Origin of the sequence: Pseudarthrobacter sp. fls2-241-R2A-127 (assembly GCF_030209355.1) — a bacterium.
GTDB lineage: Bacteria > Actinomycetota > Actinomycetes > Actinomycetales > Micrococcaceae > Arthrobacter.
Genome location: NZ_JARVSF010000006.1, coordinates 39,558 through 64,745 on the forward strand (window position 1 = coordinate 39,558; position 25,188 = coordinate 64,745).

At 66.4% G+C, this 25,188-nt stretch carries 33 protein-coding genes and 1 pseudogene; 23 read left to right on the forward strand and 11 right to left on the reverse strand.

Going from position 1 to position 25,188, the window contains the following annotated elements:
* The first annotated feature begins 13 nt into the window (after window positions 1-13).
* The 4 genes from QRN53_RS03300 to QRN53_RS03315 are packed head-to-tail and all read left to right on the forward strand — an operon-like array spanning window position 14 to window position 2,399.
* Window positions 14-373, forward strand: coding sequence for a YnfA family protein (locus tag QRN53_RS03300; protein WP_285242598.1), 360 nt, complete (start codon window positions 14-16; stop codon window positions 371-373).
* A gap of 47 nt (window positions 374-420) precedes the next feature.
* On the forward strand, window positions 421-1,623 hold the full coding sequence (gene lhgD / locus QRN53_RS03305; protein ID WP_285242599.1) for an L-2-hydroxyglutarate dehydrogenase: 1,203 nt from the start codon (window positions 421-423) through the stop codon (window positions 1,621-1,623).
* A gap of 39 nt (window positions 1,624-1,662) precedes the next feature.
* Entirely contained in the window at window positions 1,663-2,067 is a 405-nt protein-coding gene (locus QRN53_RS03310) for a YidH family protein (protein WP_285242600.1), read from the forward strand.
* Complete coding sequence (locus tag QRN53_RS03315; RefSeq protein WP_285242601.1) at window positions 2,067-2,399, forward strand: DUF202 domain-containing protein; 333 nt, start codon at window positions 2,067-2,069, stop codon at window positions 2,397-2,399. The genes QRN53_RS03310 and QRN53_RS03315 overlap by 1 nt, the downstream gene beginning before the upstream one ends.
* A gap of 9 nt (window positions 2,400-2,408) precedes the next feature.
* On the opposite strand, the gene QRN53_RS03320 is transcribed toward QRN53_RS03315, so the two are convergent.
* Window positions 2,409-2,807: a DUF3592 domain-containing protein gene (locus tag QRN53_RS03320; RefSeq protein WP_285242602.1), complete on the reverse strand. Its 399-nt coding sequence runs from the start codon at window positions 2,805-2,807 to the stop codon at window positions 2,409-2,411.
* Between the two features lie 86 nt (window positions 2,808-2,893).
* Here QRN53_RS03320 and QRN53_RS03325 point away from each other — a divergent pair, with 86 nt between their 5' ends.
* Window positions 2,894-3,130 carry a DUF2630 family protein gene (locus QRN53_RS03325; RefSeq protein WP_285242603.1) on the forward strand — a complete coding sequence of 79 codons (237 nt, stop codon included), beginning with the start codon at window positions 2,894-2,896 and terminating at the stop codon, window positions 3,128-3,130.
* Window positions 3,131-3,220: 90 nt separating this feature from the next.
* Here QRN53_RS03325 and QRN53_RS03330 read toward each other — a convergent pair whose 3' ends face one another.
* A complete protein-coding gene (locus tag QRN53_RS03330) occupies window positions 3,221-3,907 on the reverse strand; it encodes a DUF2848 domain-containing protein (RefSeq protein ID WP_285242604.1) in 687 nt (228 codons plus the stop codon).
* A 161-nt stretch (window positions 3,908-4,068) separates the two neighbouring features.
* Here QRN53_RS03330 and QRN53_RS03335 point away from each other — a divergent pair.
* Window positions 4,069-5,476: pseudogene (locus QRN53_RS03335) on the forward strand (MFS transporter).
* On the opposite strand, the gene QRN53_RS03340 reads toward QRN53_RS03335, so the two are convergent.
* Entirely contained in the window at window positions 5,477-6,133 is a 657-nt protein-coding gene (locus QRN53_RS03340) for a GntR family transcriptional regulator (protein WP_285242605.1), read from the reverse strand.
* A 32-nt stretch (window positions 6,134-6,165) separates the two neighbouring features.
* On the opposite strand from QRN53_RS03340, the gene QRN53_RS03345 reads away from it, so the two are divergent.
* Both QRN53_RS03345 and QRN53_RS03350 read left to right on the forward strand, forming a co-directional pair.
* Window positions 6,166-6,960, forward strand: coding sequence for a carbon-nitrogen hydrolase family protein (locus tag QRN53_RS03345; protein ID WP_285242606.1), 795 nt, complete (start codon window positions 6,166-6,168; stop codon window positions 6,958-6,960).
* 326 nt (window positions 6,961-7,286) lie between these two features.
* Complete coding sequence (locus QRN53_RS03350; protein ID WP_285242607.1) at window positions 7,287-8,636, forward strand: ammonium transporter; 1,350 nt, start codon at window positions 7,287-7,289, stop codon at window positions 8,634-8,636.
* A gap of 78 nt (window positions 8,637-8,714) precedes the next feature.
* Here the strand turns inward: QRN53_RS03350 and QRN53_RS03355 are convergent, their stop codons facing one another.
* Window positions 8,715-9,341 carry a PadR family transcriptional regulator gene (locus tag QRN53_RS03355; protein ID WP_285242608.1) on the reverse strand — a complete coding sequence of 209 codons (627 nt, stop codon included), beginning with the start codon at window positions 9,339-9,341 and terminating at the stop codon, window positions 8,715-8,717.
* Between the two features lie 179 nt (window positions 9,342-9,520).
* On the opposite strand from QRN53_RS03355, the gene QRN53_RS03360 reads away from it, so the two are divergent.
* Window positions 9,521-11,692, forward strand: a complete 2,172-nt coding sequence (locus tag QRN53_RS03360; protein WP_285242609.1) for a transglycosylase domain-containing protein — start codon at window positions 9,521-9,523, stop codon at window positions 11,690-11,692.
* 54 nt (window positions 11,693-11,746) lie between these two features.
* Here QRN53_RS03360 and QRN53_RS03365 read toward each other — a convergent pair whose 3' ends face one another.
* The 4 genes from QRN53_RS03365 to QRN53_RS03380 all read right to left on the reverse strand — a co-directional run bounded on the left by QRN53_RS03365 (window position 11,747) and on the right by QRN53_RS03380 (window position 14,165).
* Window positions 11,747-12,346, reverse strand: a complete 600-nt coding sequence (locus QRN53_RS03365) for a DnaJ family domain-containing protein (RefSeq protein WP_285242610.1) — start codon at window positions 12,344-12,346, stop codon at window positions 11,747-11,749.
* Window positions 12,347-12,498: 152 nt separating this feature from the next.
* Entirely contained in the window at window positions 12,499-12,996 is a 498-nt protein-coding gene (locus QRN53_RS03370; RefSeq protein WP_285242611.1) for an SRPBCC family protein, read from the reverse strand.
* A 12-nt stretch (window positions 12,997-13,008) separates the two neighbouring features.
* Window positions 13,009-13,341 carry an ArsR/SmtB family transcription factor gene (locus tag QRN53_RS03375; protein ID WP_285242612.1) on the reverse strand — a complete coding sequence of 111 codons (333 nt, stop codon included), beginning with the start codon at window positions 13,339-13,341 and terminating at the stop codon, window positions 13,009-13,011.
* A gap of 89 nt (window positions 13,342-13,430) precedes the next feature.
* Window positions 13,431-14,165: a GAF and ANTAR domain-containing protein gene (locus QRN53_RS03380; RefSeq protein ID WP_285242613.1), complete on the reverse strand. Its 735-nt coding sequence runs from the start codon at window positions 14,163-14,165 to the stop codon at window positions 13,431-13,433.
* A 286-nt stretch (window positions 14,166-14,451) separates the two neighbouring features.
* Here QRN53_RS03380 and QRN53_RS03385 point away from each other — a divergent pair, with 286 nt between their 5' ends.
* From QRN53_RS03385 to QRN53_RS03435, 11 genes are all read left to right on the forward strand, one after another.
* Entirely contained in the window at window positions 14,452-14,649 is a 198-nt protein-coding gene (locus tag QRN53_RS03385; RefSeq protein ID WP_285242614.1) for a hypothetical protein, read from the forward strand.
* A 194-nt stretch (window positions 14,650-14,843) separates the two neighbouring features.
* The gene (locus QRN53_RS03390) at window positions 14,844-15,323 is read left to right on the forward strand and encodes an Asp23/Gls24 family envelope stress response protein (RefSeq protein WP_285242615.1); all 480 of its coding nucleotides are present in this window, start codon (window positions 14,844-14,846) and stop codon (window positions 15,321-15,323) included.
* Window positions 15,320-15,511 carry a DUF2273 domain-containing protein gene (locus QRN53_RS03395; RefSeq protein WP_285242616.1) on the forward strand — a complete coding sequence of 64 codons (192 nt, stop codon included), beginning with the start codon at window positions 15,320-15,322 and terminating at the stop codon, window positions 15,509-15,511. Before QRN53_RS03390 ends, QRN53_RS03395 begins: the two co-directional genes overlap by 4 nt.
* Window positions 15,508-15,873: a hypothetical protein gene (locus QRN53_RS03400; protein ID WP_285242617.1), complete on the forward strand. Its 366-nt coding sequence runs from the start codon at window positions 15,508-15,510 to the stop codon at window positions 15,871-15,873. Before QRN53_RS03395 ends, QRN53_RS03400 begins: the two co-directional genes overlap by 4 nt.
* Before the next feature lie 2 nt (window positions 15,874-15,875).
* Complete coding sequence (locus tag QRN53_RS03405; protein WP_285242618.1) at window positions 15,876-16,457, forward strand: Asp23/Gls24 family envelope stress response protein; 582 nt, start codon at window positions 15,876-15,878, stop codon at window positions 16,455-16,457.
* Window positions 16,454-17,074, forward strand: a complete 621-nt coding sequence (locus tag QRN53_RS03410; protein WP_285242619.1) for a hypothetical protein — start codon at window positions 16,454-16,456, stop codon at window positions 17,072-17,074. Before QRN53_RS03405 ends, QRN53_RS03410 begins: the two co-directional genes overlap by 4 nt.
* A gap of 34 nt (window positions 17,075-17,108) precedes the next feature.
* Window positions 17,109-17,339, forward strand: coding sequence for a CsbD family protein (locus QRN53_RS03415; protein WP_285242620.1), 231 nt, complete (start codon window positions 17,109-17,111; stop codon window positions 17,337-17,339).
* A gap of 114 nt (window positions 17,340-17,453) precedes the next feature.
* Complete coding sequence (locus tag QRN53_RS03420) at window positions 17,454-18,020, forward strand: RNA polymerase sigma factor (protein ID WP_285242759.1); 567 nt, start codon at window positions 17,454-17,456, stop codon at window positions 18,018-18,020.
* A gap of 2 nt (window positions 18,021-18,022) precedes the next feature.
* Entirely contained in the window at window positions 18,023-18,598 is a 576-nt protein-coding gene (locus tag QRN53_RS03425) for an FmdB family zinc ribbon protein (RefSeq protein WP_285242621.1), read from the forward strand.
* Window positions 18,595-18,939, forward strand: a complete 345-nt coding sequence (locus QRN53_RS03430; RefSeq protein WP_285242622.1) for a hypothetical protein — start codon at window positions 18,595-18,597, stop codon at window positions 18,937-18,939. Before QRN53_RS03425 ends, QRN53_RS03430 begins: the two co-directional genes overlap by 4 nt.
* Window positions 18,940-19,038: 99 nt before the next feature.
* Window positions 19,039-20,076 carry a nitronate monooxygenase gene (locus tag QRN53_RS03435; RefSeq protein WP_285242623.1) on the forward strand — a complete coding sequence of 346 codons (1,038 nt, stop codon included), beginning with the start codon at window positions 19,039-19,041 and terminating at the stop codon, window positions 20,074-20,076.
* Between the two features lie 102 nt (window positions 20,077-20,178).
* Here QRN53_RS03435 and QRN53_RS03440 read toward each other — a convergent pair whose 3' ends face one another.
* A complete protein-coding gene (locus tag QRN53_RS03440; protein WP_285242624.1) occupies window positions 20,179-21,219 on the reverse strand; it encodes an NAD(P)-dependent alcohol dehydrogenase in 1,041 nt (346 codons plus the stop codon).
* A 144-nt stretch (window positions 21,220-21,363) separates the two neighbouring features.
* On the reverse strand, window positions 21,364-22,380 hold the full coding sequence (locus tag QRN53_RS03445; RefSeq protein ID WP_285242625.1) for a zinc-dependent alcohol dehydrogenase family protein: 1,017 nt from the start codon (window positions 22,378-22,380) through the stop codon (window positions 21,364-21,366).
* 141 nt (window positions 22,381-22,521) lie between these two features.
* On the opposite strand from QRN53_RS03445, the gene QRN53_RS03450 reads away from it, so the two are divergent.
* The 3 genes from QRN53_RS03450 (at window position 22,522) to QRN53_RS03460 (ending at window position 24,706) form a co-directional block, all read left to right on the forward strand.
* On the forward strand, window positions 22,522-23,415 hold the full coding sequence (locus tag QRN53_RS03450) for a helix-turn-helix transcriptional regulator (protein ID WP_285242626.1): 894 nt from the start codon (window positions 22,522-22,524) through the stop codon (window positions 23,413-23,415).
* A 39-nt stretch (window positions 23,416-23,454) separates the two neighbouring features.
* Entirely contained in the window at window positions 23,455-24,132 is a 678-nt protein-coding gene (locus QRN53_RS03455; protein WP_285242627.1) for a hypothetical protein, read from the forward strand.
* A gap of 151 nt (window positions 24,133-24,283) precedes the next feature.
* Window positions 24,284-24,706: a universal stress protein gene (locus QRN53_RS03460; RefSeq protein WP_285242628.1), complete on the forward strand. Its 423-nt coding sequence runs from the start codon at window positions 24,284-24,286 to the stop codon at window positions 24,704-24,706.
* 77 nt (window positions 24,707-24,783) lie between these two features.
* Here QRN53_RS03460 and QRN53_RS03465 read toward each other — a convergent pair whose 3' ends face one another.
* Window positions 24,784-25,179 carry a (R)-mandelonitrile lyase gene (locus QRN53_RS03465; RefSeq protein ID WP_285242629.1) on the reverse strand — a complete coding sequence of 132 codons (396 nt, stop codon included), beginning with the start codon at window positions 25,177-25,179 and terminating at the stop codon, window positions 24,784-24,786.
* Window positions 25,180-25,188: the final 9 nt, after the last annotated feature.

Here is a 25,188-nt window from a genome sequence, read left to right on the forward strand (position 1 = left end):
GCATGATGGCTGCGTGGATATTCCGGAAGAAACCGTCAGTGTCTTCAAGACCATCGTGCTGTTCGTCCTGGCCGCCGTGGCGGAAATCGGGGGCGCCTGGCTGGTGTGGCAGTCCGTCCGGGAGGGCAGGGACTGGTGGTGGGCCGGACTTGGGGTGATTGCCCTGGGCGCCTACGGCTTTGTGGCCACGCTCCAGCCGGACGCGCACTTCGGCCGGATCCTGGCCGCGTACGGCGGGGTGTTCGTTGCCGGTTCCCTGGCCTGGGGCATGGCGTTCGACGGTTTCCGTCCGGACCGGTGGGACATCGCAGGATCGGTGGTGTGCCTGCTGGGCGTTGCGCTGATCATGTTCGCGCCGCGGAGCGGGGGGTGAACAGGGCACCGGTGGCTAGACTCTAGCCACAACGAAAGGCGGGACCCGTGGAACGGACGGACTACTGCATCATTGGCGGCGGAATCGTGGGCCTTGCCACCGCCTACCAGCTCCTGCGGAAAGAGCCCGACGCATCATTGGTCCTGCTGGAGGCGGCCTCCAGCCTGGCTTCGCACCAGACCGGGCACAACAGTGGCGTCATCCACTCCGGGATCTACTACGCCCCGGGCAGCCTCAAGGCCGAATTCAGCAAGGCCGGAGCCCGCCAGACCAAGGAATTCTGCCGGGAGCACGGCATCAGCTGGGCCGAGCCCGGCAAACTCCTGGTGGCCACCTCGGCGGTGGAACTGGAGCGGCTGGACCGCCTGGAGGAGCGCGCCGCCATCCACGGGCTGGGCTGCGAGCGCGTGGACCGGGGGGAGCTCAACCGGCGGGAGCCCAACGTTTCGGGCCTTGGTGCCCTCTTTATTCCAAGCACCGGCATCGTGGACTACGCGGAAGTGGCACGAAAACTGGCCGGGCTCATTTCCGCTGCCGGCGGCCGGGTGGTCACCGGCGCAAAAGTGGCCTCGATCGTGGAGCATTCGGACCGGGTGGTGGTGGCCACGGGCCAGGCTGCCTACTCCTGCCGACGCCTCGTGGCCTGCGCCGGCCTGCAGTCGGACCGCCTTGCGGAACTGGCCGGGATGAAGACCGACGTCCAGATCATTCCTTTCCGTGGCGAATATTTTGAGCTGCCGGACAGCAAACGGGACTATGTCTCCCACCTCATATACCCCGTGCCGGACCCGGACCTGCCTTTCCTGGGCGTACACCTGACGCCCACCATCGACGGCAGCATCACGGTGGGACCCAATGCAGTCCTGGGCCTGGCCCGGGAGGGCTACCCCAAATTCTCGGTGAACCTTCGGGATGTGGCCCGCTACGCGCGCTTCCCCGGGCTGTGGCATGTGGCACGGGCCAATACCGCCACCGCCGTTCGGGAGGTCAGGAACTCCCTGTTCAAGGGAAGCTACCTTCAGGAATGCCGCAAATATGCGCCCGGCCTGGCCAAAGAGGACCTCCTTCCCCGCGAGGCAGGCATCAGGGCGCAGGCGGTACGCCGGGACGGCACGCTCGTCCACGATTTCCTGCTGGCAGGGACCGACCGGATGCTGCATGTGTTGAATGCCCCGTCCCCTGCAGCCACCGCCGCACTGCCCATCGGTGAACACCTGGCCGGCAAGGCGGCCCTCCGCCGGGCAGCCTGACCAGCCGCCGCGCTTTCCCGGCGCGGCTACACTGGGCCAGTGACCAACAGTGAGCAGCCGCGCGGCCCCGCGGCCCCGTCGCCGCGCGGACGGCTCGCCGAACGGCTGCTGCCCGGGGGTGAGGAACCGGATCCGCGGTTCACCCTCGCCAACGAACGCACCTTCCTGGCCTGGATCCGGACGTCCCTTGCACTGCTGGCCGGTGGCATCGCCATCGAGGCGTTCACCTCGGGCCTCTTCATCGAGCCGGTCCGCAAAGGCCTGGCCATCATCCTGCTCCTGATGGGCATGATGCTCAGCGGGGGCGCCGCGGTGCGGTGGCTTCGCGTGGAGCGCAGCATGCGGAACAAAGCGCCGCTTCCCCTGCCGTTCTTTGTCCCCCTCCTGGCCGGGGCAGGCGCGCTGGCGGCCGCCGTCGTCCTCGTTTTCATCCTCATGCGCTGATGGCATCCGGCGCACCCCGACCCCACGGCGATCCGGGCCTCCAACCCGAACGGACGGCACTCGCCTGGGGCCGGACGATGTTGGCGCTGGTGACGGCGAGCGCCTTCTTCCTGCGCTGGCTTCCCACCTACGGGCCAGCCATCCTGATGCTCCCGGTGGTGTCCGGTGGCGCCGCCCTGGCCATCTATCTCACCCAGCGCAGCCGCTACCGGGCGAGGTCCCATGGCCTGGCGGGGGAAAGCATCGAAGCGGACCTCCCGGCGGTGCTCTGGACCGCGGTCGCCGGCGTCGTCCTGGGCGCCTTGGGCATTGCGGTGGTGGTGGCGGGCTAGCGGCGGAGGCTAGAACATTGGCAGGACAAAGCCGCCGAGCAACGCCACGGTGCCGATGGCCGTCAAGCAGCGGCCAAGGACCGACGCCGTCCTGCCCGCCTCTTCCGGCACGGTGGCCTGCCACTGTGTTGGGCGCTTGGGGTGGTAGTAGACGGGCAACGTGTCCCCCACGGCCATGTCCCTGATGTCGTATGGGGACATGGGCGCGTTGTGCACCTGGTTCTTCCGGTCGTACCAGCGGAAACCTACGCCGGTGGAATCCGAGTACACCACCGCTTCGGCTACGTCCCACGGGTGGACGAAGCGGCGAAGGAACCCGGTGTACACCAGCAGTGCCAGCCCGGCGGGCAGGCACAACCAGGTCAGCACTTCCAGGATGGGACCTGCCATATCTAGCGCAGTGGGCATGAAGTTGATGGTACAGCGCGGGGACTGGTGGCTTCAGCACCAGCTACGTACGCTGAAGGTGACCGAACCGGAGTGAGGGGAAGCCCATGAATGATCAGGATATATTGACGCACATCCAGGCCCTCGTGGAAGAGGAGCATGCGCTGCGCGAGGGGTCCACTGGAGGCCAGGCGCCGGACCACGCCCGCCTGAAGTACGTGGAGGAAAGCCTTGACCAGTACTGGGACCTGTTGCGCCAGCGGCGGGCCAAGAAGGACTCCGGCGAAAACCCGAACGAGGCCCAGGCCCGGCCCGTGAGTGAAGTGGAGGGCTACCGGCAGTAGCCTCGCGGCGTAAAAGGGTTCCGCCTCCCCGGTTGGGGCGGCGGAACCCTTTTTCGTGCCGTCGCCGCCTGGTGCAGCGCCGAGGTGTACCTAGCCGATGGGCTGCGGCATTTGCTCAACGACGTACTGGACGTCCAGCGATTCCCCCGTTACGGGATCCGCCATCTCAACCTTCCAGCTGCGGGCGAACTGGTTGACCCCGCCGGTCATCGCCACGGTGCCGGAAATCAGTACCGTGCCCGGCTGGTTGAGCCCGCGTTCGGCCAGCACCTCCAGCCAGTAGTCCGGCGTCAGCAGGGCCTCGAGGGAGCTGTCCTGGATAAGCGTGTCCGGGGTTTCCCCCTCCCCTACCCATCCCCGCAGCGTGATGCGGTCCAAGTGGTCCCGCACATCGTCAAGCCGCCATGCTTTGCGGCCCAGGACGTCAGGGCTGGCGTTCTTGCTCCAGGCCACACCGTGGACCTCCAACTCACGGTCGGTGTGGTCGCAGGCGACGGTGAGCAGGACGCCGTCGTCGGTGATGACCAAAGCCCATTCCGCCTCGCCGGACGTCCGCGCGTGCTGGACCCGGACCTCGGCTACCTGCTGCGCCAGGTAGGGAGAAACGGGGTACATTGCCGGCGTGGTGGTGGGGCCGGGGACGCCAAGCTCCGCGAGTTCTGCGATGTGGGCCTGCACCTCGTCCTGCTCGCGCCCTGCGTAGCCGGCGTTGAGGAGGTGCCGGACCTGCACGTTCTTGATGCTGCCGTCGGGGAGTTCAAAGCTGAGAGCCGTCATGGTGCCGTCCTTTTCGAAGGCCGCGGAGCCGGTGCACCGCGGGAAAATTAACAAACCGGAAACCGGAAACAGTCGCCAATGTACATCCAGTATGCGTAATGTATACATTTAACGCCAGCGTGACAGGCGTCACCTCAAAAAAATCCACTGTGGAGGACACCATGAGCAATTCCCCGGTTTCGGCTGCGGGCGCAGCGACACACCAGGGCCCGCCGATCCAACCCAAAGGCCTGTTCAGGGCTTTTGCGGCGAGCCTGACCGGCACGGCCCTGGAGTGGTATGACTTCGCCGTCTATTCCGCCGCTGCCGCGGTGGTGTTTCCCATCGTCTTCTTCCCGTCCTCGGACCCCCTGACCGGCACCATCCTGGCTTTCTCCACCTACGCGGTGGGCTATGTGTCACGGCCCGTGGGCGGTGTGGTCTTCGGCCGGCTCGGTGACCGGATTGGACGCAAGAAAGTCCTGGTCACCACATTGATGATCATCGGTGTGGCCACGGTGCTGATCGGCGTCCTTCCGGGCTACGGCAGCATCGGCGTTGCAGCCCCGATCATCCTGGTGCTCCTGCGCTTCGCCCAGGGCGTGGGCGTAGGCGGCGAATGGGGCGGCGCGGTACTGCTCTCCAGCGAATACGGCGACCCGCAACGGCGGGGATTCTGGGCCTCCGCCGCCCAGGTGGGTCCGCCCGCCGGAAACCTGCTGGCCAACGGCGCGCTTGCGGTCCTGACCCTGACGCTCACCGAAGATCAGTTCATCAGCTTTGGCTGGCGCATTGCGTTCCTGGTTTCCGCGCCTGGTCGGCTTCGGCCTGTGGATCCGGCTCAAGCTGGAGGACACCCCCATCTTCAAAGCCATCGAAGCCCACGGCGAACAGCCTGCCGCACCCGTCAGGGAAGTTTTCAGCAAGGAGCTCCGCCCGCTCATCGCCGCCATCCTTTGCCGGGTGGGCCCGGACGTGCTGTACGCACTGTTCACTGTCTTCACCCTCACCTACGGCATCCAGGCGCTCGGCTACGACCGCAACCAGGTGCTCACCGCCGTCCTGGTCGGCTCGGCGTTCCAGTTGTTCATGATCCCCTTGGCGGGCGCAGTCTCCGACCGCTTCAACCGGAGGCTGGTCTACGGCGCAGGTGCAGTGGTGGGCGCCGTGTGGACCTTCGTTTTCTTCGGTGTCCTGGGCGGCAACAACGAGCCGATGCTGATCGTGGGCATCGTCCTGGGGCTGGCAGCGCACTCCTTTATGTACGGGCCGCAGGCAGCCTTCATCGTGGAGCAGTTTTCTCCGCGCCTGCGGTCCACGGGCAGCTCACTGGCCTACACGTTCGCTGGTGTCATCGGCGGGGCCATCGCACCGCTGATGTTCACCGTCCTGCTCTCGCAGTTCGGCACCTGGATACCGGTGGCCATTTATGTGGCGGTCGCAGCGGCCGTGACGCTCGCCGGCCTGGCCTTGGGCCGGGACAACAACACCGTGGAGGACCAGGAATACCGCCTGCTGCTGGAAGGCAGCGCCGGATCCCGGGAGGCCGGCGAAGCGGCCCGCGTGTCCGGCGCGGGCGAAGCCCGGTGATCAGGTCCGCAGGAGGATGTCCCGGGTCACCGCGAGGTGATGGTCGATAGCCTTCTTGGCACGGGCGGAATCGCCGGCCACCAGGGCATCGAGGATGCCCTGGTGTTCGGCGCACACCGCCTGCCGCCTGCCTCCGGTGCGGAACAGGGCGGCAACGCCCACCAGCACCTGCCGCACGTGGAGCTTGCTGTACGTTCGTGAAATGAGTTCGTTTCCGGCGGCGTCGATGAGCTGCTGATGGAAGAGCGTGTCCAGGCGGATGAACTCGCGGGCGTCGTCGGGGTCATTGTTGTTCGGAATCTGCGCCTGCTGCTGCAAGGTCTCCTGCATTTGCGTGGCGGGCACCCGGTGTTCGTCAATGACCAGCTTGGCGGCATGGCTTTCCAGGACGCCGCGAAGTTCCATCAGCTCGGAAATCTCCCGGCCTGTGACAACAGGAACGTAGGCTCCGCGCTGCGGAATGAGCTCCACCAGCCCGTCGGAGACCAGCAGCAGGAGTGCCTCGCGGACCGGAGTGCGGGACACCCCGATGTCCGCCGCCAGCTCTTGCTCGTTGAGGAAGCGGCCTTGCAGTTCCGGATCGGTCAGGACGTTCTCGCGCAGGTAGGCGTACGCCTTTTCGCGGCCCGAGGCGGCCGAACCCGAAATTTTTACCATACATTATGTATACAACAGATCGGAGATCTTCCATGCGCATCGCCATCGCCCAAATCATCAGCGGCGCCGACACCGCTGCCAACCTCGGCATCATCAGGGACTACGCGGCCCAGGCGAAGAATGCCGGCGCACAGCTGGTGGTCTTTCCGGAGGCGGCCATGCGGGCCTTCGGCCACCCGCTGAAGGACATTGCCGAACCGCTCGACGGCCCCTGGGCAAGCGAGGTGCGCCGCGTCGCCAAGGACCTGGACATCACCATCGTCGCAGGCATGTTCACCCCCGGAGCGGAAGGGCGCGTACGCAACACCCTGCTGGTCACCGGCCCCGGCGTGGAGGCGTCCTACGACAAGGTCCACCTCTTCGACGCGTTCGGCTTCACGGAGTCCAAGACGGTGGACGCCGGCGCAGCGCCGGTAACCTTCGAGCTCGACGGCACCGTGTTCGGCATGGCTACCTGCTATGACGTCCGCTTCCCGGCCCTGTTTACGGCCAACGCCAACGCAGGGGCCCACGTCAACATCGTGTGCGCGTCCTGGGGAGCCGGCGAAGGCAAGGCAGACCAATGGGACCTGCTGGTACGCGCCCGGGCCCTGGACAGCACTACGTTCGTGGTGGCTTGCGGCCAGGGCGACCCCGAAACCGTCGGCGCAGGCCCGGCAGGCTCGGCACCTACCGGAATCGGCCACAGCGCTGTTGTCACTCCCCTGGGCACCGCACTGGTCTCCCTCGGCGGAAAGCCCGAACTCGCCGTCGTCGACATCGATCCGGCGTCCGTGGAGTCCGTGCGCGCCACACTGCCGGTCCTGGCCAACGCCCGCAGCTTTTAAAAGGACGAATCGCCGTTCACAGCACGGAAACATAAGGCGAAAAGACGCACGACGGCGGGTCCTCACCCTTGCAGCAGCCGGAAACCCCGCGAATTCCGCAGGATCGCGGGGGTCCGGCAACCAGGGTGACCCGCAGTGGTGGGGGCGCGTTTACATTCCCGAAACATGGCTGATACGTGAACTTCACGCAGGAGCGATTTGTGTAACGCAGCCGCAACTTTAAGCGGCACTGGCTGAAACACGCGGCGCGAAAAATAGACCGCGGGGGAAATGCCACGGGGCCCAAAAGGGCCCGCACACCGTTCACGCTGCGAAGGGACCCACCAGTGGAAATCACTGCCCAACACGTCTGGCTGATGATTTCAGCCGCGATGGTACTGCTGATGACTCCTGGCCTTGGCCTCTTCTACGGCGGCATGACCCGCGCCAAAGCCGCCCTGAACATGATCATGATGAGCTTCATTTCTGCCGGCATCGTGGGCGTTGTCTGGGTCCTGTGGGGCTACTCCATGACCACTGGCGACGGCGTGCTGGGACTCTTCGGCAATCCCTTCACCAGCTTCGGCCTGCAGAACCTCATCGGGTCACCGGACCTGCTCAAGGCCGGGTACAGCGCCACCTTCGCCATCATCACGGTGGCTTTGATCAGTGGCGCCATCGCCGACCGCGCCAAATTCAGTGCCTGGGCCCTCTTCGTGCCCGTCTGGATCACGGTGATCTACTGCCCGCTCGCCTACATGATCTGGGGCGGTGGCCTGATGAGCGCAGGAGGTGCCGTGACGGCAATCTTCGGCCAGGTCATCGACTTCGCCGGCGGCGCGGTGGTGGAAATCAGTTCAGGCACCGCCGCCTTGGTTCTGGCTGTCATCGTGGGCCAGCGGCACGGCTTCGCCAAGGATCCCAACCACCGTCCGCACAACATCCCGTTCATCATGCTGGGCGCCGCAATCCTGTGGTTCGGCTGGTTTGGCTTCAATGGCGGCGCCGCAACCAGCGTGGAGCAGGCCGGGCTCATCTGGGTCAACACCCTGATAGCGCCCGCCGCGGCGATGCTGAGCTGGCTGGTGACCGAAAAGGTCCGCCACGGACACCCGACGTCCCTGGGCGCCGCCTCCGGCGTTGTTGCCGGCCTGGTGGCCATCACACCATCCTGCGCGAACATCAGTCCGCTCGCCGCGGTGGGGCTGGGGCTGGTGGCCGGGGTTGCCTGCTGCGTATTCGTGGACCTCAAGTACCGCTTTGGCCTCGATGACTCCCTGGACGTGGTGGGGGTCCACCTGGGCGCAGGCCTCATCGGCACCCTGGCGCTGGGATTCATTGCCCTGCCGGTCAACGGCCAGGGCGGCGGACTCTTCTATGGCGGTGGCGTCCAGCAGCTGGTAGCCCAGGCGGCCGCCGTCGTCATCACCCTGCTGTTGTCAGGAATCGGGACGGCAGTCATTGGCCTGGCCATCAACAAGACGGTCGGATTCCGTGTCAGCCATGAGGCTGAGACCGCCGGCGTGGACCTGTCCGAGCACGCGGAAACCGCCTACGCGTTCGGGGAGATGGGATCCGGTTTCAGCACCTTGAGCCACATGCTGACCCACCATGCTGCCCACGCCTCCGCTGTACCGGCCAAGTCCGAGGTGGCCGCCAAGGAAGAAGCACCCGCCAAGGAAGACGCGTTCGCGTAGGGTCCGCGCGCAGGAACTCCGTTCCCGGAGCCTGTCCGGGCGGAACCGGCGCCTGCCGGCCCGGACCGCCCGGTGGGCTTAGTCCGCAAGGATCTTGTAGAGGGCCCGGCGCATTTCGTCCATCTTTTCGACGGCTGCGGCGCGCTGTTCCTCGGTAACGCCAGTACGGAATTGATGGATGGCACCCATCAGCTTCATTATGCTCTGGTGGAAGTCGCGGTCTGCGCTGTCGGGCTCTGCGTTCCAGGCGTTGTCCATTTCCTCGGCATGCTCCGCCACATAGGCCTTGCCGGCGTCGGTGAGCGCGAACTCTGTTCCCCGGCCCTCACTGAGCGCCTCGATCAGGCCTTCGTCCACCAGCTGCTGAAGAGTGGGGTAGATCGATCCGGGGCTGGGCCGCCACATGCCCCCGGTCTTCGCGGCAATGGTCTTGATCAGCCCGTACCCGTTGGAGGGCGCCTCGGCCAGGAGCGAGAGGATGGCCGCGCGGACATCCCCGCGGCTTGCCCGCCGGCCGCCGCGGCCAAAACCGGGGCCGAACCCAGGACCAAAGCCCGGGCCAAAACCGGGCCCAAAGCCAGGCCCGAAACCGGGCCCAAATCCGGGCCCCCTATGCCCGTGCGGTCCCCTGTGGGCCCTCCCCCGCTCGAAGCGTCCCTTAGCGAATTCCGGGCCTGGGTGTTTCTCGTCGAATATGCCTTTCATAGTGGCATCGTCCTTTCAATAACAAATATCTCGCCGATGTTTCAGCGATAGTTAACGATATGTCGTTAACTATCGCTGGTCAAGGGTCCTGGCGTGACCAAATCCTGACCCCCAAGCCTCTGTAACGCGCCTGGCCGGCGGCGTATCCTGTTCACACCTTCGAGCACGAGGGCTGAGGCATGGCGAAGAAGCGCAAGCGCAGGCATGGATTCGGCGGAGCCATGGGACGGCTCGCAGGGTTCTTTGCCGCAAGCATCCTGTCCGGGGTACTCGCTGCCAGCCTGGTGGTTCCCGCGGTGGCGGCTGCCGGCCTCGGCGTCAGCTCTTCGATTGGCTTCTTTGACAGCCTGCCCGCTGACCTGACCGTCCAGCCGCCGTCGCAAGCCACCAAAGTTCTGACCTCCGACGGCCAGCCGATCGCCACCCTCTACGCGGAGAACCGCGTGCGGGTGCCGCTGGACCAGATGTCCCCCTTCATCAAGGACGCCATCGTTTCGATCGAGGACAGCAGGTTCTATGAGCATGCCGGAGTGGACCCGCAGGGCATCCTCCGCGCACTGTTTTCCAACCTGACCAAAGGCGGCGAGCAAGGGGCGTCCACCATCACCCAGCAATACGTCACCAACGTCCTCAACGAAGCGCAGCTTTCCCAGGGCAGGCCGGATGCGGTGGTCCTGAGCGGGCAGAAAAACCTCGGTGACAAGCTGCGGGAGATGAAGTTGGCTATCGCCCTGGACAAGAAGTACACCAAGGACCAAATCCTCGAGGGCTACCTGAACATCGTATTTTTCAGCAGCAACGCCTACGGGATTGAAGCCGCGGCCAGGTATTTCTTCAGCACCACGGCGAAGGACCTCACCTTGCCGCAGGCAGCCCTGTTGGCCGGGCTTGTGAACAGTCCCACGTTCTACAATCCGGCCACCCACCCGGACAATTCGGTGGTGCGCCGCAACCAGGTCCTGTCCGAAATGCTCCGACTGGGAAAGATCACCCGGGCCCAGCACGATGAGGCCGTGGCCGCTCCCATCGACTTGAAGATCACGCCCCAGGAACAGGGGTGCGCCAATGCGGCCATGGCGCCATATTTCTGCGATTACGTTTCCCACCTGATCCTGAACAATCCCGCCTTTGGGCAAAGCGAGGCCGACCGGGAACGGCTGCTGTACCGGGGCGGACTCACGATCGTGACCACCCTGGACAGCAGGCTCCAGGCCGCAGCCCAGGCGCAGGTGGACGGAACTGCGGGCGCCAACCCGGACCACTGGGCCGCATCCCTGGTGAGCATCCAGCCCGGCAGCGGCAAGATCCTGGCGATGGCCCAAAACACGGTCTTCCTTCCACAAGCCGGCAAATTCGACACCAACCTGAATTTCAATGTGGATGCCAAGGACGCACAGGGCAATGACCTCAACGGGGCCGGCGGGTTCCAGCCGGGATCGACCATGAAGCCCTTCACGTTCGCCGAGTGGCTGAACGAAGGGAAGGCCCTCACGGCGGTGGTGGACGCGTCACGCCGTGTCTATCCCCTCGACTTTCCGTGGAAGGACAGCTGCGGCAAAGTGCTGGGCGCCTATGACACCGCGCAGAACAACCCCACGCTTGGCGCGGCCGACGACCTGCAGAACGCCGAAGACGGTTTTTACCGGCCGATGCCCGTCAATTACGGCCTGTACAACTCGATCAACACCGCCACGTTCGCCTCCGCATCACAACTGGATTTCTGTGGCATCCAAAAGATGGTCGACTCGGTAGGACTGCACAGCGGGCTGGACAGCACGCCGGTCAATATGCACCAACTGGGAAACCTGCTGGGCGGCACCGGAGTGGCGCCCCTGACCCTGGCCAACGCCTTTGCAACCTTCGCCACGGCGGGCCGCTACTGCACGCCCATTGCCTTGGTGGAGGTCACTGATGCCGCGGGTGCGAAACTTCCCGTCCAGGCCCCGGACTGCCATGACGCCGTCAAACCTGACGTGGCCCGCGGTGTGAACTCCGTGCTGCAGGACGTTCTGAAGCGGGGCTCCGGCGTGTGGATCAACCCGAAGGTGCAGGACAAGTTCCCCACCGCGGCCAAGACCGGAACGTCGAACAACAACGGCTCCACCTGGGTGGTGGGCTACACCACCGGGCTGGTCACGGCGTCCTTCTTCGGGGATGCCCTGGGAGGCCAGACGCGGGCCGGCCAGAACGTCACCATCAACGGCACGTTCTATCCCAGCCTGGACGGGTACATGATCGCCGGTCCGCAGTGGGCCAACTACATGCTCAGGGTGGCAGCGCTGTATCCCGCAGCACCGTTCGCGCCACCGCCCGCCTCTATGATCGGCGCAAGTCCCACTCCGAAACCCTGACGCATGAGCCAGCACGGAGAAACCTGGGCGATCACTGACGGCGCCGAAAAAGCGCTAGCCCTGGCCCGCACCCCTCCACAACCGCTGCCACCATGAGCGCCCGGGCTCAGGCTCTGCGGGTGCTTCCGCCGCGCGCGCTGCCCGGCGGCTCCGCCAGCGGTCCAACTCCTCGTCCACGTCCCGCGTCTTGGTGATGACAGGCGGGCCGCCCTGCAGTTGCCGGCGCGCATCGATGACCCGCCTGTTGAAGTCCTGCAGGAGGTCCCGGGCCTGCTGCTCCGTGTATTGGGCATCGAGCGTGGCATCGAGTTCGGCGTCCTCGGCGCGGAGCAGGATGGCCGCCGGTCCCAGGCCGCTGATATTTTCCCGCTGGATCAGCCCCTTGACCCACCAGTCCGGATCATAGGAGTCGCCGAGGCCGGGGATTGGTTTGCCTGCGTATTTGAGGTTGTCGAATTTTCCCTGCGCCATTGCATCGCGGACCAGGTATTCCGCGCGGGCAGCGTCGCCGACCTTGCGGCGCTTGTCGCGCTCCTGCGCCTCCCGGGCATCCAGCGCGGCTTCTTCCTCGGCGCTGATGCCGGCGCCGCGGTACGAACGCAGCCCTGCTGCCCGCTCAAGTCGCTTGCGGAAACCCGCTGACCCGCCACTCATTGCCGCCACCGCCTCACGTCAGGTTGGTCCGCCTTCCAGTATTCCGGCGCCGGCTTGCACGTTCAACGCCGGGGGTGGGCGGACGACGGCGGGACGTCCCGCCGTCGTGCACCCACCCTGCGCCGGGGAAACGTCCTGCCGGCTGCCGGGCCTCAGATGCTGGCGCGGCCGGCGAGGATGCCGTCGATCTGCCCGGCGGCCAGTTTCATGCCTTCCTCCATGCCCATGGCAACCATCTGCTCCAACTGCTCCTCGGACTCGAACGCGGAATGGATGGTCATGCGCGTCCGCTCCCCCACCGGCTCGATGGTGACGGTTGCATGGGTAACGCCCAGGTCACCCGTTGGGTTGCCGTCGCTGTCCGCGAACCCGTCGTCGAACTGGAGCTCCCGGGGTGCCTCTATGGCCGTGAACTCCCACCAGCCATGGGCCTTTTCCCCTTCCGGACCGGTCATGTAGTAATTGGCGCGGCCGCCGGGGACGAAGTCGTGCTTGTGGAACGTGGCCGGCCAGGTGGGCGGTCCCCACCAGCGCTCAAGCTGGCGGGGGTCCTCCCATAGCTGCCAGACGCGTTCGACGCCGGCGTCGAACTCAGCGACCAGCGTCAGGGAGAGCGCTTCGGGATTCTTGTCCATTCTGATGACTGCCATGGCCGTGCCTTCCTAACCTTCAGCGAGAATGTCTGCCATCCTGGCGGCGCGCTGCCGCCAGATCTGTTCGTATTCGTCGAGCAGCCGCCGGGCTTTCTGGAGCCCCTCGTGGTTGCCCCGGACAATCTGCTCCCTTCCACGCTTTTCCTTGGTAACCAGTGATGCGCGTTCCAGTACCGCCACATGCTTCTGGACGGCGGCGAAACTCATGGCATAGAGGGCTGCGAGCCCGGAAACGGTGTACTCGCCCACCGTGGCCCGGCGGACGATGTCACGCCGGGTGGGATCGGCGAACGCCTGGAAGAGGCGGTCAAGTTCGGACTCCCGGAGCTGATCTACAACCATTTGGTTGTACGTTAGTCCGCCGAACGGCGGGAGTCAATGGTTCCTGGCGGTCACGCCCGCCAGCACCCCGGGCTTTCCGGCAGTGGCTGCTAGGAGTCGAAGTGGGTCTTCACGCCATCGCCGGACAGCTGCGCGATGAGCTCGCCGGCCACGTCCCGCAACTTCCGGTTGCGGTTGCTGGAGACCCGGGTAAGGATCTCCATCGCCTCCTGCTGCGAGCAGCGGTTTTGCGCCATGATCACCCCGCACGCCACATTAATGGCGGTCCTGCTCTCGAGGGCCGCCTCAAGATCGTCAGCGCGGTTTTGGGCCGTATTGATCCGGACGGAGAGGTGCAGCGTGTTGTGGGCTGCGGCCGCGAAACCCACCGCTTTCTCATAAACGTCTGCCGTGAAAACGCCGGGCCTGGTCGCGAAGAAATTCAGGGCAGCTCCGGCGTCGCTGGTGATTTCCAGCGGTACGCCAAGCGTGCTGTGGACGTCGCGTTTAACCAGTTCCCGGTTGTAGGTCTCCCACCGCGAATCCTGGGCGACGTCGTCAATCAGCACCGGCGACATCTCCCGGAGGGCCCGGAGGCAGGGGCCGTCGCCCAGCATCTGCTCAACCTGGTCCAGCTCCAATGCGCGGGCGCTGCTGGCGGCCGCGGTGGACGGCCGCCGGCGCAGCTGGAGGGTAATGGCACACTCCACCTCGGTCCCGGCACACTCTGACACCGTCTCTGCCGCCAGCCCGGAGAGGCCGGACAGGAATTCCACGGCGCTCCCGGCACCCACCAGGATCTCCTGCAGGTGATGAACAGTTTCGTTATCGACAGGATTCAGCATGGGTTCATCCTACGGTTGCGGTGCCGTCCGGAAGCGGCCCGAACCGACGAACAGCCGCCGCGCCGCCACTCATACGTGATGAGACTCACGCGCAATAAAGCGCCATTTGGTCCGGCCCACCCTTCGGACTTGGGCACTATGGATATGCAGGGTGGGCAAGCTCCCACCCCGACATCCTGGTGACGCAACGAGGCCCACCGGTGAGCGCAGGCCACCGATCCCCGAAGCGTGGACAGGCCAATCCGACGGCCCGCAGGGCCGCACTGACGAAGGAAAGTACTGAACAATGACGTTTAACGCTGCCAAATCCGTAACGCTGAAGATCTGGGACCGGGCTTCTTTCCACGAGACCCTCGACTCCGCAGTGACGGACCTTTCCACCCGCCACAACACGACCGCCTGCCGCATCGCTGTCACCTGCAGCGGCCCCAACACGTTCACGCTGAGCGTTCGCGGCGACGAAGCGGCCCTGGTGGCCGCCTAAGCAGCCCGCCAGGGGAGCGGACGACGACGGGACCTCCCGGCGCCGTCCGCTCCCCTTTTTCATGCCCTCAGTCAGGTGTGACAGGGGTCACACCAAGAACTGCGTGACGTTTTCCGCCCTGGCACCGTCCTTACTTGTGAAGGCGCACACCGCGCCCTTGGAACCCTTATCCAGAACAAACAAGGAGTGACGCAATGACTACCCAGGCGCAGAACCCTGCAGCAGTCCAGCAGAAGAAGGCAGCTGCCGCCCCCGGCCATGAACTGTCCCCCGCCAACGGCGAGGACGGCCGCGGACGCACCACGGTGGCCGATGGCGTAGTGGCAAAGATCGCCGGCATCGCCATCCAGGAGATCGACGGCGTGTACGCGCTGGGCGGCGGCGCAGCCCGCGCCATCGGCACCCTCCGCGAGAAGGTTGGACAGAAGGACCTCACCCAGGGCGTCAGCGTTGAGGTCGGCCAGACCCAGGTGGCGGTGGATGTCACCCTGGTGGTTGAGTACCCGCACCCCCTGCAGCAGGTAGCCGACCGCGCCCGCGACGCCGTTTACACGGCAGTGGAGGACCTGGTGGGCATGGAAGTCACCGAGGTCAACATCACCATCACCGACATCCACGTCCCGTCCGAGGGCGACGACACGGACGACGCCGAGCGCGAGCCGAGGGTCGCATGACCCCCGTCGTCGCCGGCACGGCAGCCGGGGCCGTACTGGCCGCGGCAGCCCTGGCCTTCGGTTTCTGGGGCTTCCTGCTGACTGCCATCTTTATGGCCATCGGCGCGGTCCTGGGCCGGGCGGCCGAGGGGCAACTGGACCTCGGCGCCGTGCTGGACGCCCTGCGCGGCCGGCGCTCGTCGTCGTGACCCGCCGGGGCCACACCCGGATCGCACCGGCTGCCCTGCGGCACACCCTGGAAACCGTGGCCGCCGGCGCGTATGGCATCCCGCGGAACGACGTCTCCGCCGCAGTCCGGGACGATGCCGGAAAACTGGGGGTCGATCTCCAGATGCGGCTCCCGGTTCCCCAACTCCTGGCCTCGGCACCGGAGGGAAGGGAGCAACACTCCACCTTCGAGCAGGCAAACATTGCCCGGCTCAGGATCGCCTTCGCCGGGCGGCGGATCACCGGGATGGAGATAGGCCGGATCAACCTCCGGCTCACCGCGGCATCGCGGGCGGCGAAGGAAGCCCGCACGGACCGTGCACAGGAACAGGACGGGAGGTAACCATGAACCAGGGCCGCATGCAAAAGCGGATGCTCCGGAGGGAGACGCACTCATCGCGCACCGGACTGTCCGTGGCCACTGCCGTGCTGTTGCTCGCCGGCTTCCTGTGGCTGGGGGCTGAGTGCGTCCTCGCTTTGATGGGGCGTGGGCCGCTGGTGGCCAGCCCCGATGCCATGGCGACTGCCATCAAAGACCTGCCCCAGGCGGTGCAACCCGCCGCGATGACGGCTGCCGGCACAGCCGCGGCGGTGCTCGGTGCCGTGCTTCTGGTGGCTGCCGTCAAGGGCGGCCGCCGGGGGCGCCGGGCCATGCACAGCGAACGCCTCGCACTGGTGGTGGATGACGAAGCAATCGCCGCCGCCGTTTCACGCCAAGTGCGCCTCGCCGCGAACCTGGCGCCGGAGCAGGTGAGCACAACGGTAGGCCGCCGCCACGCCCGCGTGTCGGTCCGGCCGACGTCGGGCCGGCCCCTTGACCGGGAAGCCCTCACCCAGGCGGCAGCGCGGGAAGTCGCATCCTGCCGGCTTGCCAGGAACCTGGCCGCGGACGTGTCCATTGCCGTGGAAGGGGCAGTAGGACGATGAACAACACGAACAGGGCACTGAACCGGTCCTTCCTGGCCCTTGCCGGGGTGGTGCTCGCCGGCACGGGGATCCTGGTGGCGGCCGCCGGGCTGAATGCCGATGTCCGCGCGGGCTGGACCACAATTGCCGGCACTGCGTTGACGGCATGGCAGCGCTTGCGGGAGACAGCACCGTCGCCGGAACCGCTGGGAAGCTGGTGGGCTATGGCAGTGCCCGCGGTGCTGCTGCTCGGGGCCATCATCACCATCTTCTGGCTGTCCCGTCAAGGCGGGGGCCGGACCAGGACGGCGGCACGGCAGGACGACGCGGAACTGGGCGATACGGCTGTGGACGTCTCCTATCTGGCGGCAGCCGTGGAAGCAGCGCTGGAAGGCAACAGGGCCGTCGTCGGCAGCTCCCTGACCGCATGGCGCCGGCGCGGCTCGAAAGACACCGCACGCACCTCCCTGCGCCTGACCCTTCAGGCACGCCGCGGCGCCTCCCCGCGGGAGGTCGCGGACGTGGCCGAGGAACTGGTCAGCGCCATTGATGCGCTCCTGGGCCATCGCAACGACGTCCTGGTCCGAATAGGAACTGGAACCAGGACCAAACTGGCCCGGGCACTGCGCGCGGGCTAGCAAGAAACCGAACACGACAGAAAGGCACATCATCATGGGACTCGACGACAAGCTCAACAACGCGGCCACCAACCACCTCGGCGCCGCCAAGGAAGGTGCCGGAAAGCTGACCGGCAACGAGGAACTGGAGCGCGAGGGCCAGCGTGACCAGGCCCAGGCGAAGCTTCAGGAAGCTGGCGAAAAGGTCAAGGATGCCGCCAAGGGCATCGGCAGCAACCTCAAGGAAGCTGCGGCCAAGGTCAAAGAAGGTTTCAGCAAAGACTAGCCAATCCCAGCGGCAGGCCCGCGGTACCGTCCCGGCGGTCCGCGGACCTGCCTGCCGCGCGTCCGGCGTTCGCGCCGCCAGTGAAAGCAGGGTTCGGTGACAGGTTCACCCTTGATGCGGGACCACTTGGACGTGGTCCCCGATGCCATTTTGGTGGGCAGGGCCGCCGACGGCGATACGGCAGCCTTCGAGGCCCTCGCCCGGCGTTACGGCCCACACATGCGGGCTTCCGCGCGCAGGTTGACAGGCTCCTACGCTGACGCCGACGATGCCGTGCAGGAAGCGCTGGTCCAGGCGTGGAAGCAAATGGACACCCTGCGGGAACCGGCAGCTGTGAAAGGTTGGCTGCTGCGGCTCACGGGCAGCCGGAGCATCGATCTGCTGCGCCGACGCCGGAACCACTCCAGCCTGGCCGGCGGAGAGGAAGACGCACCGCCGGACACTGTCGCTCCCGGAGCCGGGCCGGAGACAACCGCAGTAGCCGGCGCGGGCATTGAATCACTGAAAGCCGCCCTGGAAACCCTGCCCGAAGAGCAGCGGCGCTGCTGGATCCTTAAAGAGATCAACGGGCAGAGCTATGAAGAAATTGCGCAAACGCTGAACATCAGCCCAGCCAGTGTCCGGGGGCGGCTTGCCCGTGCCAGGACTGCATTGGTCCGCGAAATGGAGGATTGGCGATGAGCATGCCCCACGATACTTTCGAGTGCGGCCACACACTGGAGGAACTCAGCCTCTACCTGGACACCGGCGAATTTGCCGATCCGCCCCACCTGCAATCCTGCCCGGAGTGCCGCAACGGCCTCGATTCCCTCCGCCGGCTGTCCGCTGCCGGCAACGAGTTGTTCGCCAGCGACGTTGCCGCGGCCGGCAGCGGCACGGACGACTGGATGAAGGACATCCTGGCGAACCTGACCCTGGAACTGCGGCCGGGAAGGACCATTCCGCTGCGGTCGGAGGACCCCGCTGACAGTTTGTCCGAAACGGAAGGGGCAGTCATTGCGCTGGTCCGGTCCGTGGCGGACAACCTGCCAGGGGCGGTCGCCGGACGGGTGCGGCTTGACGGCGACGTCACGGTCCCGGGAGAGCCCGTGACCGTCCGCCTGGACCTCGCCGTCCTGTTCGGCCGGCACCTCCTGGACAGTGCGGCGTCGCTCCGGCAGGATGTGGCCGACGCGCTGGCCCGTCATACGGAACTGAACATTGCGGCCATCGACATCACCATCACCGACGTCATCGATGCTCCCCGGGAGGAACAGTGACCACACCTTTGAAGAACGTCATCATGGCGGTGGACGGCGTCACGGAAGTATTTCCCGCGCGGAGCCTCTGGCAGCGTCTTCCGGCCCGCGCCATGTCAGTGCTGCAGCGCCCGGGCGCGGAGCCGGAGGACGGCGAACTGGTGGACGTACGCGACCTCGACGGCCGCACGGAGGTCACTGTGCGGGTGGGGGTCAGCGCGGCGGCCCGGACGCCGGACGTGGTCCGCGGTGTTGCCGCCGCAGTCCGGAAGCACCTGGCCCCGGCAGAGGTCTCTGTCAAGGTCACCGTGGCACGGGTTGCCGCGGCTGATCCGGTTCCGGCCGGAAGCCGGCACGGCTAAACGGCACGGTCCCCGCCGGCCTGATCCCCCCGGCTTCGTGCCGGAACGCGGACGGGCGTAGCATTCGTCAGGTATGCGCAGCCGGCCAAGGGGGATTAGTTGAACAGCGAACGGAAACCACGCCGGTTCAGTCCCAGGTCCCTGAAGCTGCCCGTCATCCAGGCCCCCATGGCGGGCGGGCCGTCCACTCCTGAACTGGCGGTTGCCGTCAGCGCCGGCGGCGGGCTGGGTTTCCTGGCCGCCGGGTATAAGACTGCGGACGTGATGCGCGCCGAAATTGAAGCCGTCAGGGAACATACGGGCGCACCTTTCGGCGTCAACCTCTTTGTACCCCAGCCGTCCGTCATAAGGCCCGAGGCACTGCAGCGCTATGCCGCTTCGCTTGCCGCCGACGCTGAACACTTCGGCGTCGCACTGGGGGATCCACGGCACGACGATGACCACTGGGACAGGAAGCTCGAAGTCCTGCTGGACCTGGCACCGGCCGTGGTGTCCTTTACCTTCGATTTTCCGGGCGCCGACATTATTGAGGCCCTGAAGAAACGCGGCGTGTACGTCATGGCCACGGTGACCGGCCGTGAAGAGGCCCTCCAGGCGCTTACCCGGGGCGCTGATGCCTTGTGCGTCCAGGGGCCGGAAGCCGGCGGCCACCGGGGCACCTTCGACGCGGCCGGCGCCCCTCCGGAAGTGCCACTGCACGGGATCCTCGAGGAGCTGTCCGACCTCGAAGTACCCCTGGTTGCGGCAGGCGGGATCACCACCGCGAACGAAACGCGGGCCGCCCTCAGCGCCGGTGCCGTCGCCGTGCAGGCCGGCACGGCATTCCTCCGCGCCGACGAAGCGGGAACCAAACCGGCGCACCGGGCGGCCCTGGCAACGCCGGAGCATTTCACCACCACCGCCGTCACCCGGGCTTTTTCCGGCCGCAATGCCCGCGGACTGTACAACGCGTTCATGCGCCGCCACGACGCCGACGCCCCCTACGGTTACCCGGAAATCCACCACCTCACCACTCCCCTGCGTGCCGCCGCGGCGGCCGCAGGGGATCCGGAAGGGCTGAACCTGTGGGCGGGCATCAACTACCGGACCACCATGGCAGGCCCGGCCGCGTCGATCCTGGCGGCCCTGGGGCCGTAAGGCGTGGCCCGCCGTCGTTCGCTTTCCAAAGCACGACGGCGGGTTAAAGCACGACGGCGGGCCGGCCCCTTTCGGAGCCGGCCCGCCGCACGTTCTGGTGCCTTAGAGGGTGGCGGTATCGATCACGAAGCGGTACCGGACGTCCGAGGCGAGGACGCGCTCGTAGGCCTCATTGATCTTCTCGGCCGGGATGACCTCGATCTCCGCGCCCAGGTGGTGCTCGGCGCAGAAGTTGAGCATCTCCTGGGTTTCGCGGATGCCACCGATCATGGAACCGGCGAAGGAACGGCGTCCGCCGATCAGCGCGAAGGCGTTGACGGGAAGCGGCTCGGCGGGGGCGCCAACGTTGACCATGGCACCGTCCAGCTTCAGCAGTCCCAGGTAGGAGCTGATGTCGATCGAGGCGCTGACGGTGTTGATGATCAGGTCGAAGGAGCCGGCGAGATCGGAGAAGGTGTTCTCGTCGCTCGTGGCGTAGTAGTGGTCGGCGCCCAGCTTCAGGCCGTCTTCCTGCTTCTTCAGCGACTGCGACAGGACCGTCACGTCGGCGCCCATGGCGTGGGCGAGCTTGACGGCCATGTGGCCCAGTCCGCCGAGGCCAACGACGGCGACCTTCTTGCCGGGACCGGCACCCCAGTGCCGCAGCGGGGAGAAGGTCGTGATGCCGGCGCACAGCAGCGGTGCGGCAACGTCCAGCTCGATGCCCTCGGGGATGGTGACGACGAAGTCCTCGGTCACCACAACGTGGGTGGAGTAGCCGCCCTGGGTGATGGTGCCGTCGCGGTCAACCGAGCCGTAGGTGCCAACGTTGCCCTTGAGGCAGTACTGCTCCTCACCCTTCTGGCAGTTGACGCATTCCTTGCAGGAGTTGACCATGCAGCCAACGCCAACGCGGTCGCCAACCTTGTGCTTGGTCACCTCTGAGCCCACCTCGGTGACGATGCCGGCGATCTCGTGGCCGGGAACCAGGGGGTACTGCTGCGGGCCCCAGTCGCCGCGGACCGTGTGGATGTCCGAGTGGCAGATGCCGGCGAACTTGATGTCGATCAGGACGTCGTGGGGACCCACTTCGCGGCGCTCGATAGTGGTAGCCACCAGGTCCTCCGTAGCGGACGGGGATGCATAAGCCTTGACGGTAGTCATGGTTCTCCTCTGATCTGTTGGGGGATAACTAAATGCTACAAGGGCTTCCCTGGTGAAACCCTGTATGTGGGCACAGCCAGGGTGGCCCTGTTGTAACTGGTCTTGGGAGTCCTACCTTTGGCTGACCCCATGGGCATCACCCGGTCAGGGCCGAAGAAGGACCTTGATGGCGCGGCGTTCGTCCATGGCCTTGTACGCTTCCGGGGCCTGGTCCAGCGGGAGTTCGAGGTCGAACACTTTTCCGGGGTTGATTTCGCCGCGGAGGATCAGGTCGATCAGCTCCGGCAGGTACTGCCGGACCGGAGCCGGCCCGCCGTGGAGGTGAACGTGCGATGAAAACAGGTCCCGGCCGGGCAGCGCAACATCATGTGAGACGCCCACGAAGCCTACGTGGCCCCCTGCCCTGGTGGCATGGATGGCCTGCAGCATCGACTCCTGCGTGCCCACCGCTTCGAGCACGGAATGCGCGCCAAGCCCGCCAGTCAGTTCCTTGATCTTCTTCACTCCCGCATCACCGCGCTCCGCCACAATGTCCGTGGCACCAAACTCACGTGCCAGTGCCTGCCGGTTGACATGGCGGGACATGGCGATGATCCTTTCGGCGCCCATCCGCTGTGCTGCGAGGACCCCCAAAAGCCCCACGGCGCCGTCGCCCACCACCGCTACGGTCTTGCCAGGGCCCACCTCGGCAGCCTTTGCGGCGAACCATCCGGTGCCCAGGACATCGGAGGCGGCAAGCAGGGACGGAATCTTTTCGTGGTCGGGCATTTCCGGGGCGGCCACCAGCGTGCCGTCCGCCAGCGGGACGCGCAGGTATTCGGCCTGGGCACCGCCCACGCCCTGGCGGTGGACGCAGCCGCTTTGGTAGCCGGAGCGGCAAATCTCACAGGTGTTGTCGGAGGCGATGAAGGAACCCACCACGAACTGGCCGGGCTGGACGTTCTTCACGTCGGCGCCGATTTCTTCGACGATGCCCACGTATTCGTGGCCCATGGGCTGGGGCCGGGCCAGCTTGTCAGCGCCGCGGTAGGGCCACAAATCGGATCCGCACACGCAGGCGGCCACGAGCTTGATGACAGCGTCCGTGGGCCGCTGGATGGCTGGCTTGTCACGGTCCTCGACCCGGACGTCTCCGGGGGCGTGCATGATGGTTGCGCGCATGCTGTGGTCCTCCAAACGGTGAAAGGCTGAAAGCGGATAGTCCCATCAAAGCCCTGCCGTGGGCCGTTGGCGAGGGCCTTGCTGAAACTGGTTCTGGCAGAACCTCCTTGGCGTTATGCCGTTCGTCGTAACGTGGACCCTATGGATAACCGAGCCGAGGTACGGCAGTTCCTCTCCTCCCGCCGCGGACGCATCACCCCCGAGCAGGCAGGCATCGAACCGTATGGCGGCCGGCGCCGGGTCCCGGGACTGCGGCGCGAGGAGGTGGCCCGCCTGGCGGGGGTCAGCGTGGACTATTACACGCGCCTGGAACGGGGCAACCTCAGCGGCGTCTCGGACAGCGTCCTGGATGCCATTGCCGGTGCCCTGGAACTGGACCGGGCCGAACACGACCACCTCTACGATCTCGCCCGGGCGGCCAACACCTCCGGACGCAAGCGGGCTGCGAGCGCCGGTGGTTCCGTGTCCGCGGCGGTGCGGCCGGAACTGCAGTTCCTCCTGGACGCCATCACGGGCGCACCTGCCTTCATTGGCAACAACCGCCTGGACATAGTGGCTGCCAACACCCTGGGCTACGCCCTTTATTCAGACATGTACCGCACCCCGTCGCGGCCGGCAAACCACTCCCGGTTCATCTTCCTGGACCCGCGCGCCCGCAATTTCTACACCGACTGGGACCGGGCAGCCAACACCAACGTGGCCATCCTCCGCCGCGAGGCCGGCCGCAGCCCCCATGACAAGGGCATCGCCGAACTCATCGGTGAACTGTCCATGCGCAGCGACGAATTCCGCACCCTGTGGGCCGCGCACAACGTCCGGCGCCACTACGCGGGCACCAAGTTTTTCCAGCACCCGGTGGTGGGGCTCCTGGAGTTGAACTACCAGGTGCTGGGGCTGGAGGAGGACCCCGGACATACCCTCACCGTGTATCCCGCCACCCCTGGCAGCCCCTCCGAGGAAGCCCTCAAGCTCCTCGCGTCCTGGGCGGTCACCGAGAACATCGCCGACACCGCGCAAGGCCACGTGCGGGCCTGACCGGCCAGTACACCTCACCAGGAAAGTGGGTACCGCCCCGTGCATGATCTCCGTTCTGACCCCTTCGTAACCGAGGGGCTCGAGTTGCTCACCCGCGAGGCCTTTGGACCTGCCGGGTTTGCCCGCGGCGCGCGGGAGGTGGTGCAGGTCCCGGTCCACCGGGGATCGAGTACATTGGGCCACGGTTACCTCCGCCCGGCTGGCGGCGGCCCGCTCCGCGATCTTGAGGACCGGAAGGAAGAGTTCTCCTACGAGGGATTGATCGTATGGCTGGATGAACACCGGAGCCGCGCCTACGAGCCCGGCTGCGGCACCTGGACCACGGCGGAAGTGCACGTGTACCCGGACCGCGCCGGAACCCTCAAACTTTTTGATGAGGAAATTCTCAAGAAACTGGACGACGGCCGCTGGTACCCCGGTGCGGAGCCGGCCAATGCCGCGCTCTGGGCCCGGCAACTCCTCGCCTACCCCCGGACAGCGGACCGGATCCCCGGCTGGATGTGGGACATCTTTAGTGCGGAAGCCGTGGAGCCGCCGCTTTACCACCCCGGCTCCGGATCGGTCGACTGGAACAACAGGCGCTACCCGGTGGCCGACTGGGGAACGGACTTCTCCGCCACGGCCACCGTCATCGATCCGGGCAGGGAACCGAATCTGCTCACCCGCATCGGCAACACCCTGTTCGGGCGCGGCAAGGGGCCCGGAGCCGCATCCTGAGGGCCGGTCCAGTCCCGTGAACGCCGGTTGCGGTTCCTCCTCCGGATCTGGACCGTGTTCCGGAAGGATGCACTGACGGGCGTCCCCACGGCGGATTCCCTAGACTGGCAGGTGGACGAATTACGTCGGCACGAGGGAAGGACCCCAACGCATGAGTGGAGTAGTCGTAGTAGGTGTGGATGCCAGCGCATCGGCACGGAAGGCAGCCGAAGTTGCCCTGGGCCTGGCGGAATCGCTGGGAGCATCCCTGCATGTGGTGACAGCATTTGAAACCGAGAGCGCCGAAACGTTCGGCGTGGGCTCGGACAAGGTCCGGATCTCCAACGCGGACAGCTCGGAGCTCGTGGCCAAATCCCTGGTTGGGTCACGTCCGGGGGTGGAAGTCACCCACTTCGCTGCCCGCGGCAAGCCCGCCGACTCCCTGATCAAGGAAGCCATCCGCCTGGACGCCCGGCTGATCGTGGTGGGCAACCGCCGCATGCGCGGCATCGGCCGGCTCTTGGGCAGCGTCGCCAACAGCGTGGCGCACAACGCCCCGTGCGATGTCTACATCGCCAACACCTACGACGACTGACCCTCCCCCGCGAGCAGGAGAGCGGACGACGGCGGACTGATCCGGCGTCGTCCGCTCTCCCGTGCCGGGACCAGGGACTAAGCCCCGTACTCTTCGTCGGTGACGTGATCGAGCCAGGTGACCACCTGGCCGTCCGCGTCGGCTTCCTGCATGGCGATGTGCGCCATGAACCGCTCCGGGGTGGCGCCGTGCCAGTGTTCCTCGCCGGGCTCGATGTAGACCACGTCGCCCGGACGGATCTCCTGGACCGTTCCGCCGCGCCGGGCCACCAGCCCGATGCCGTCCGTGACGTAGAGGGTCTGGCCCTTGGGATGGTGGTGCCAGGCGGTGCGGGCGCCCGGCGCGAACCTGACGTGGGCACACCCAATGGCCGACTCCCCATCGGGGTTCCGGATCCCGTCGATCTGCACTGTCCCGGTGAACCAGTCCTTGGGCCCCGCGCCGGTCCGGCCGCCGCTCTTGGTGAACTTCATGGTCTCCTC

Coding starts and splice junctions, on each gene's coding strand:
- QRN53_RS03315 (WP_285242601.1), top strand. CDS start 2,067: ATGGCATCCGGCGCACCCCGACCCCACGGCGATCCGGGCCTCCAACCC.
- QRN53_RS03320 (WP_285242602.1), bottom strand. CDS start 2,807: ATGCCCACTGCGCTAGATATGGCAGGTCCCATCCTGGAAGTGCTGACC.
- QRN53_RS03325 (WP_285242603.1), top strand. CDS start 2,894: ATGAATGATCAGGATATATTGACGCACATCCAGGCCCTCGTGGAAGAG.
- QRN53_RS03330 (WP_285242604.1), bottom strand. CDS start 3,907: ATGACGGCTCTCAGCTTTGAACTCCCCGACGGCAGCATCAAGAACGTG.
- QRN53_RS03340 (WP_285242605.1), bottom strand. CDS start 6,133: ATGGTAAAAATTTCGGGTTCGGCCGCCTCGGGCCGCGAAAAGGCGTAC.
- QRN53_RS03345 (WP_285242606.1), top strand. CDS start 6,166: ATGCGCATCGCCATCGCCCAAATCATCAGCGGCGCCGACACCGCTGCC.
- QRN53_RS03355 (WP_285242608.1), bottom strand. CDS start 9,341: ATGAAAGGCATATTCGACGAGAAACACCCAGGCCCGGAATTCGCTAAG.
- QRN53_RS03360 (WP_285242609.1), top strand. CDS start 9,521: ATGGCGAAGAAGCGCAAGCGCAGGCATGGATTCGGCGGAGCCATGGGA.
- QRN53_RS03365 (WP_285242610.1), bottom strand. CDS start 12,346: ATGAGTGGCGGGTCAGCGGGTTTCCGCAAGCGACTTGAGCGGGCAGCA.
- QRN53_RS03370 (WP_285242611.1), bottom strand. CDS start 12,996: ATGGCAGTCATCAGAATGGACAAGAATCCCGAAGCGCTCTCCCTGACG.
- QRN53_RS03375 (WP_285242612.1), bottom strand. CDS start 13,341: ATGGTTGTAGATCAGCTCCGGGAGTCCGAACTTGACCGCCTCTTCCAG.
- QRN53_RS03380 (WP_285242613.1), bottom strand. CDS start 14,165: ATGCTGAATCCTGTCGATAACGAAACTGTTCATCACCTGCAGGAGATC.
- QRN53_RS03385 (WP_285242614.1), top strand. CDS start 14,452: ATGACGTTTAACGCTGCCAAATCCGTAACGCTGAAGATCTGGGACCGG.
- QRN53_RS03390 (WP_285242615.1), top strand. CDS start 14,844: ATGACTACCCAGGCGCAGAACCCTGCAGCAGTCCAGCAGAAGAAGGCA.
- QRN53_RS03395 (WP_285242616.1), top strand. CDS start 15,320: ATGACCCCCGTCGTCGCCGGCACGGCAGCCGGGGCCGTACTGGCCGCG.
- QRN53_RS03405 (WP_285242618.1), top strand. CDS start 15,876: ATGAACCAGGGCCGCATGCAAAAGCGGATGCTCCGGAGGGAGACGCAC.
- QRN53_RS03410 (WP_285242619.1), top strand. CDS start 16,454: ATGAACAACACGAACAGGGCACTGAACCGGTCCTTCCTGGCCCTTGCC.
- QRN53_RS03415 (WP_285242620.1), top strand. CDS start 17,109: ATGGGACTCGACGACAAGCTCAACAACGCGGCCACCAACCACCTCGGC.
- QRN53_RS03420 (WP_285242759.1), top strand. CDS start 17,454: ATGCGGGACCACTTGGACGTGGTCCCCGATGCCATTTTGGTGGGCAGG.
- QRN53_RS03425 (WP_285242621.1), top strand. CDS start 18,023: ATGCCCCACGATACTTTCGAGTGCGGCCACACACTGGAGGAACTCAGC.
- QRN53_RS03440 (WP_285242624.1), bottom strand. CDS start 21,219: ATGACTACCGTCAAGGCTTATGCATCCCCGTCCGCTACGGAGGACCTG.
- QRN53_RS03445 (WP_285242625.1), bottom strand. CDS start 22,380: ATGCGCGCAACCATCATGCACGCCCCCGGAGACGTCCGGGTCGAGGAC.
- QRN53_RS03450 (WP_285242626.1), top strand. CDS start 22,522: ATGGATAACCGAGCCGAGGTACGGCAGTTCCTCTCCTCCCGCCGCGGA.
- QRN53_RS03460 (WP_285242628.1), top strand. CDS start 24,284: ATGAGTGGAGTAGTCGTAGTAGGTGTGGATGCCAGCGCATCGGCACGG.
- QRN53_RS03465 (WP_285242629.1), bottom strand. CDS start 25,179: ATGAAGTTCACCAAGAGCGGCGGCCGGACCGGCGCGGGGCCCAAGGAC.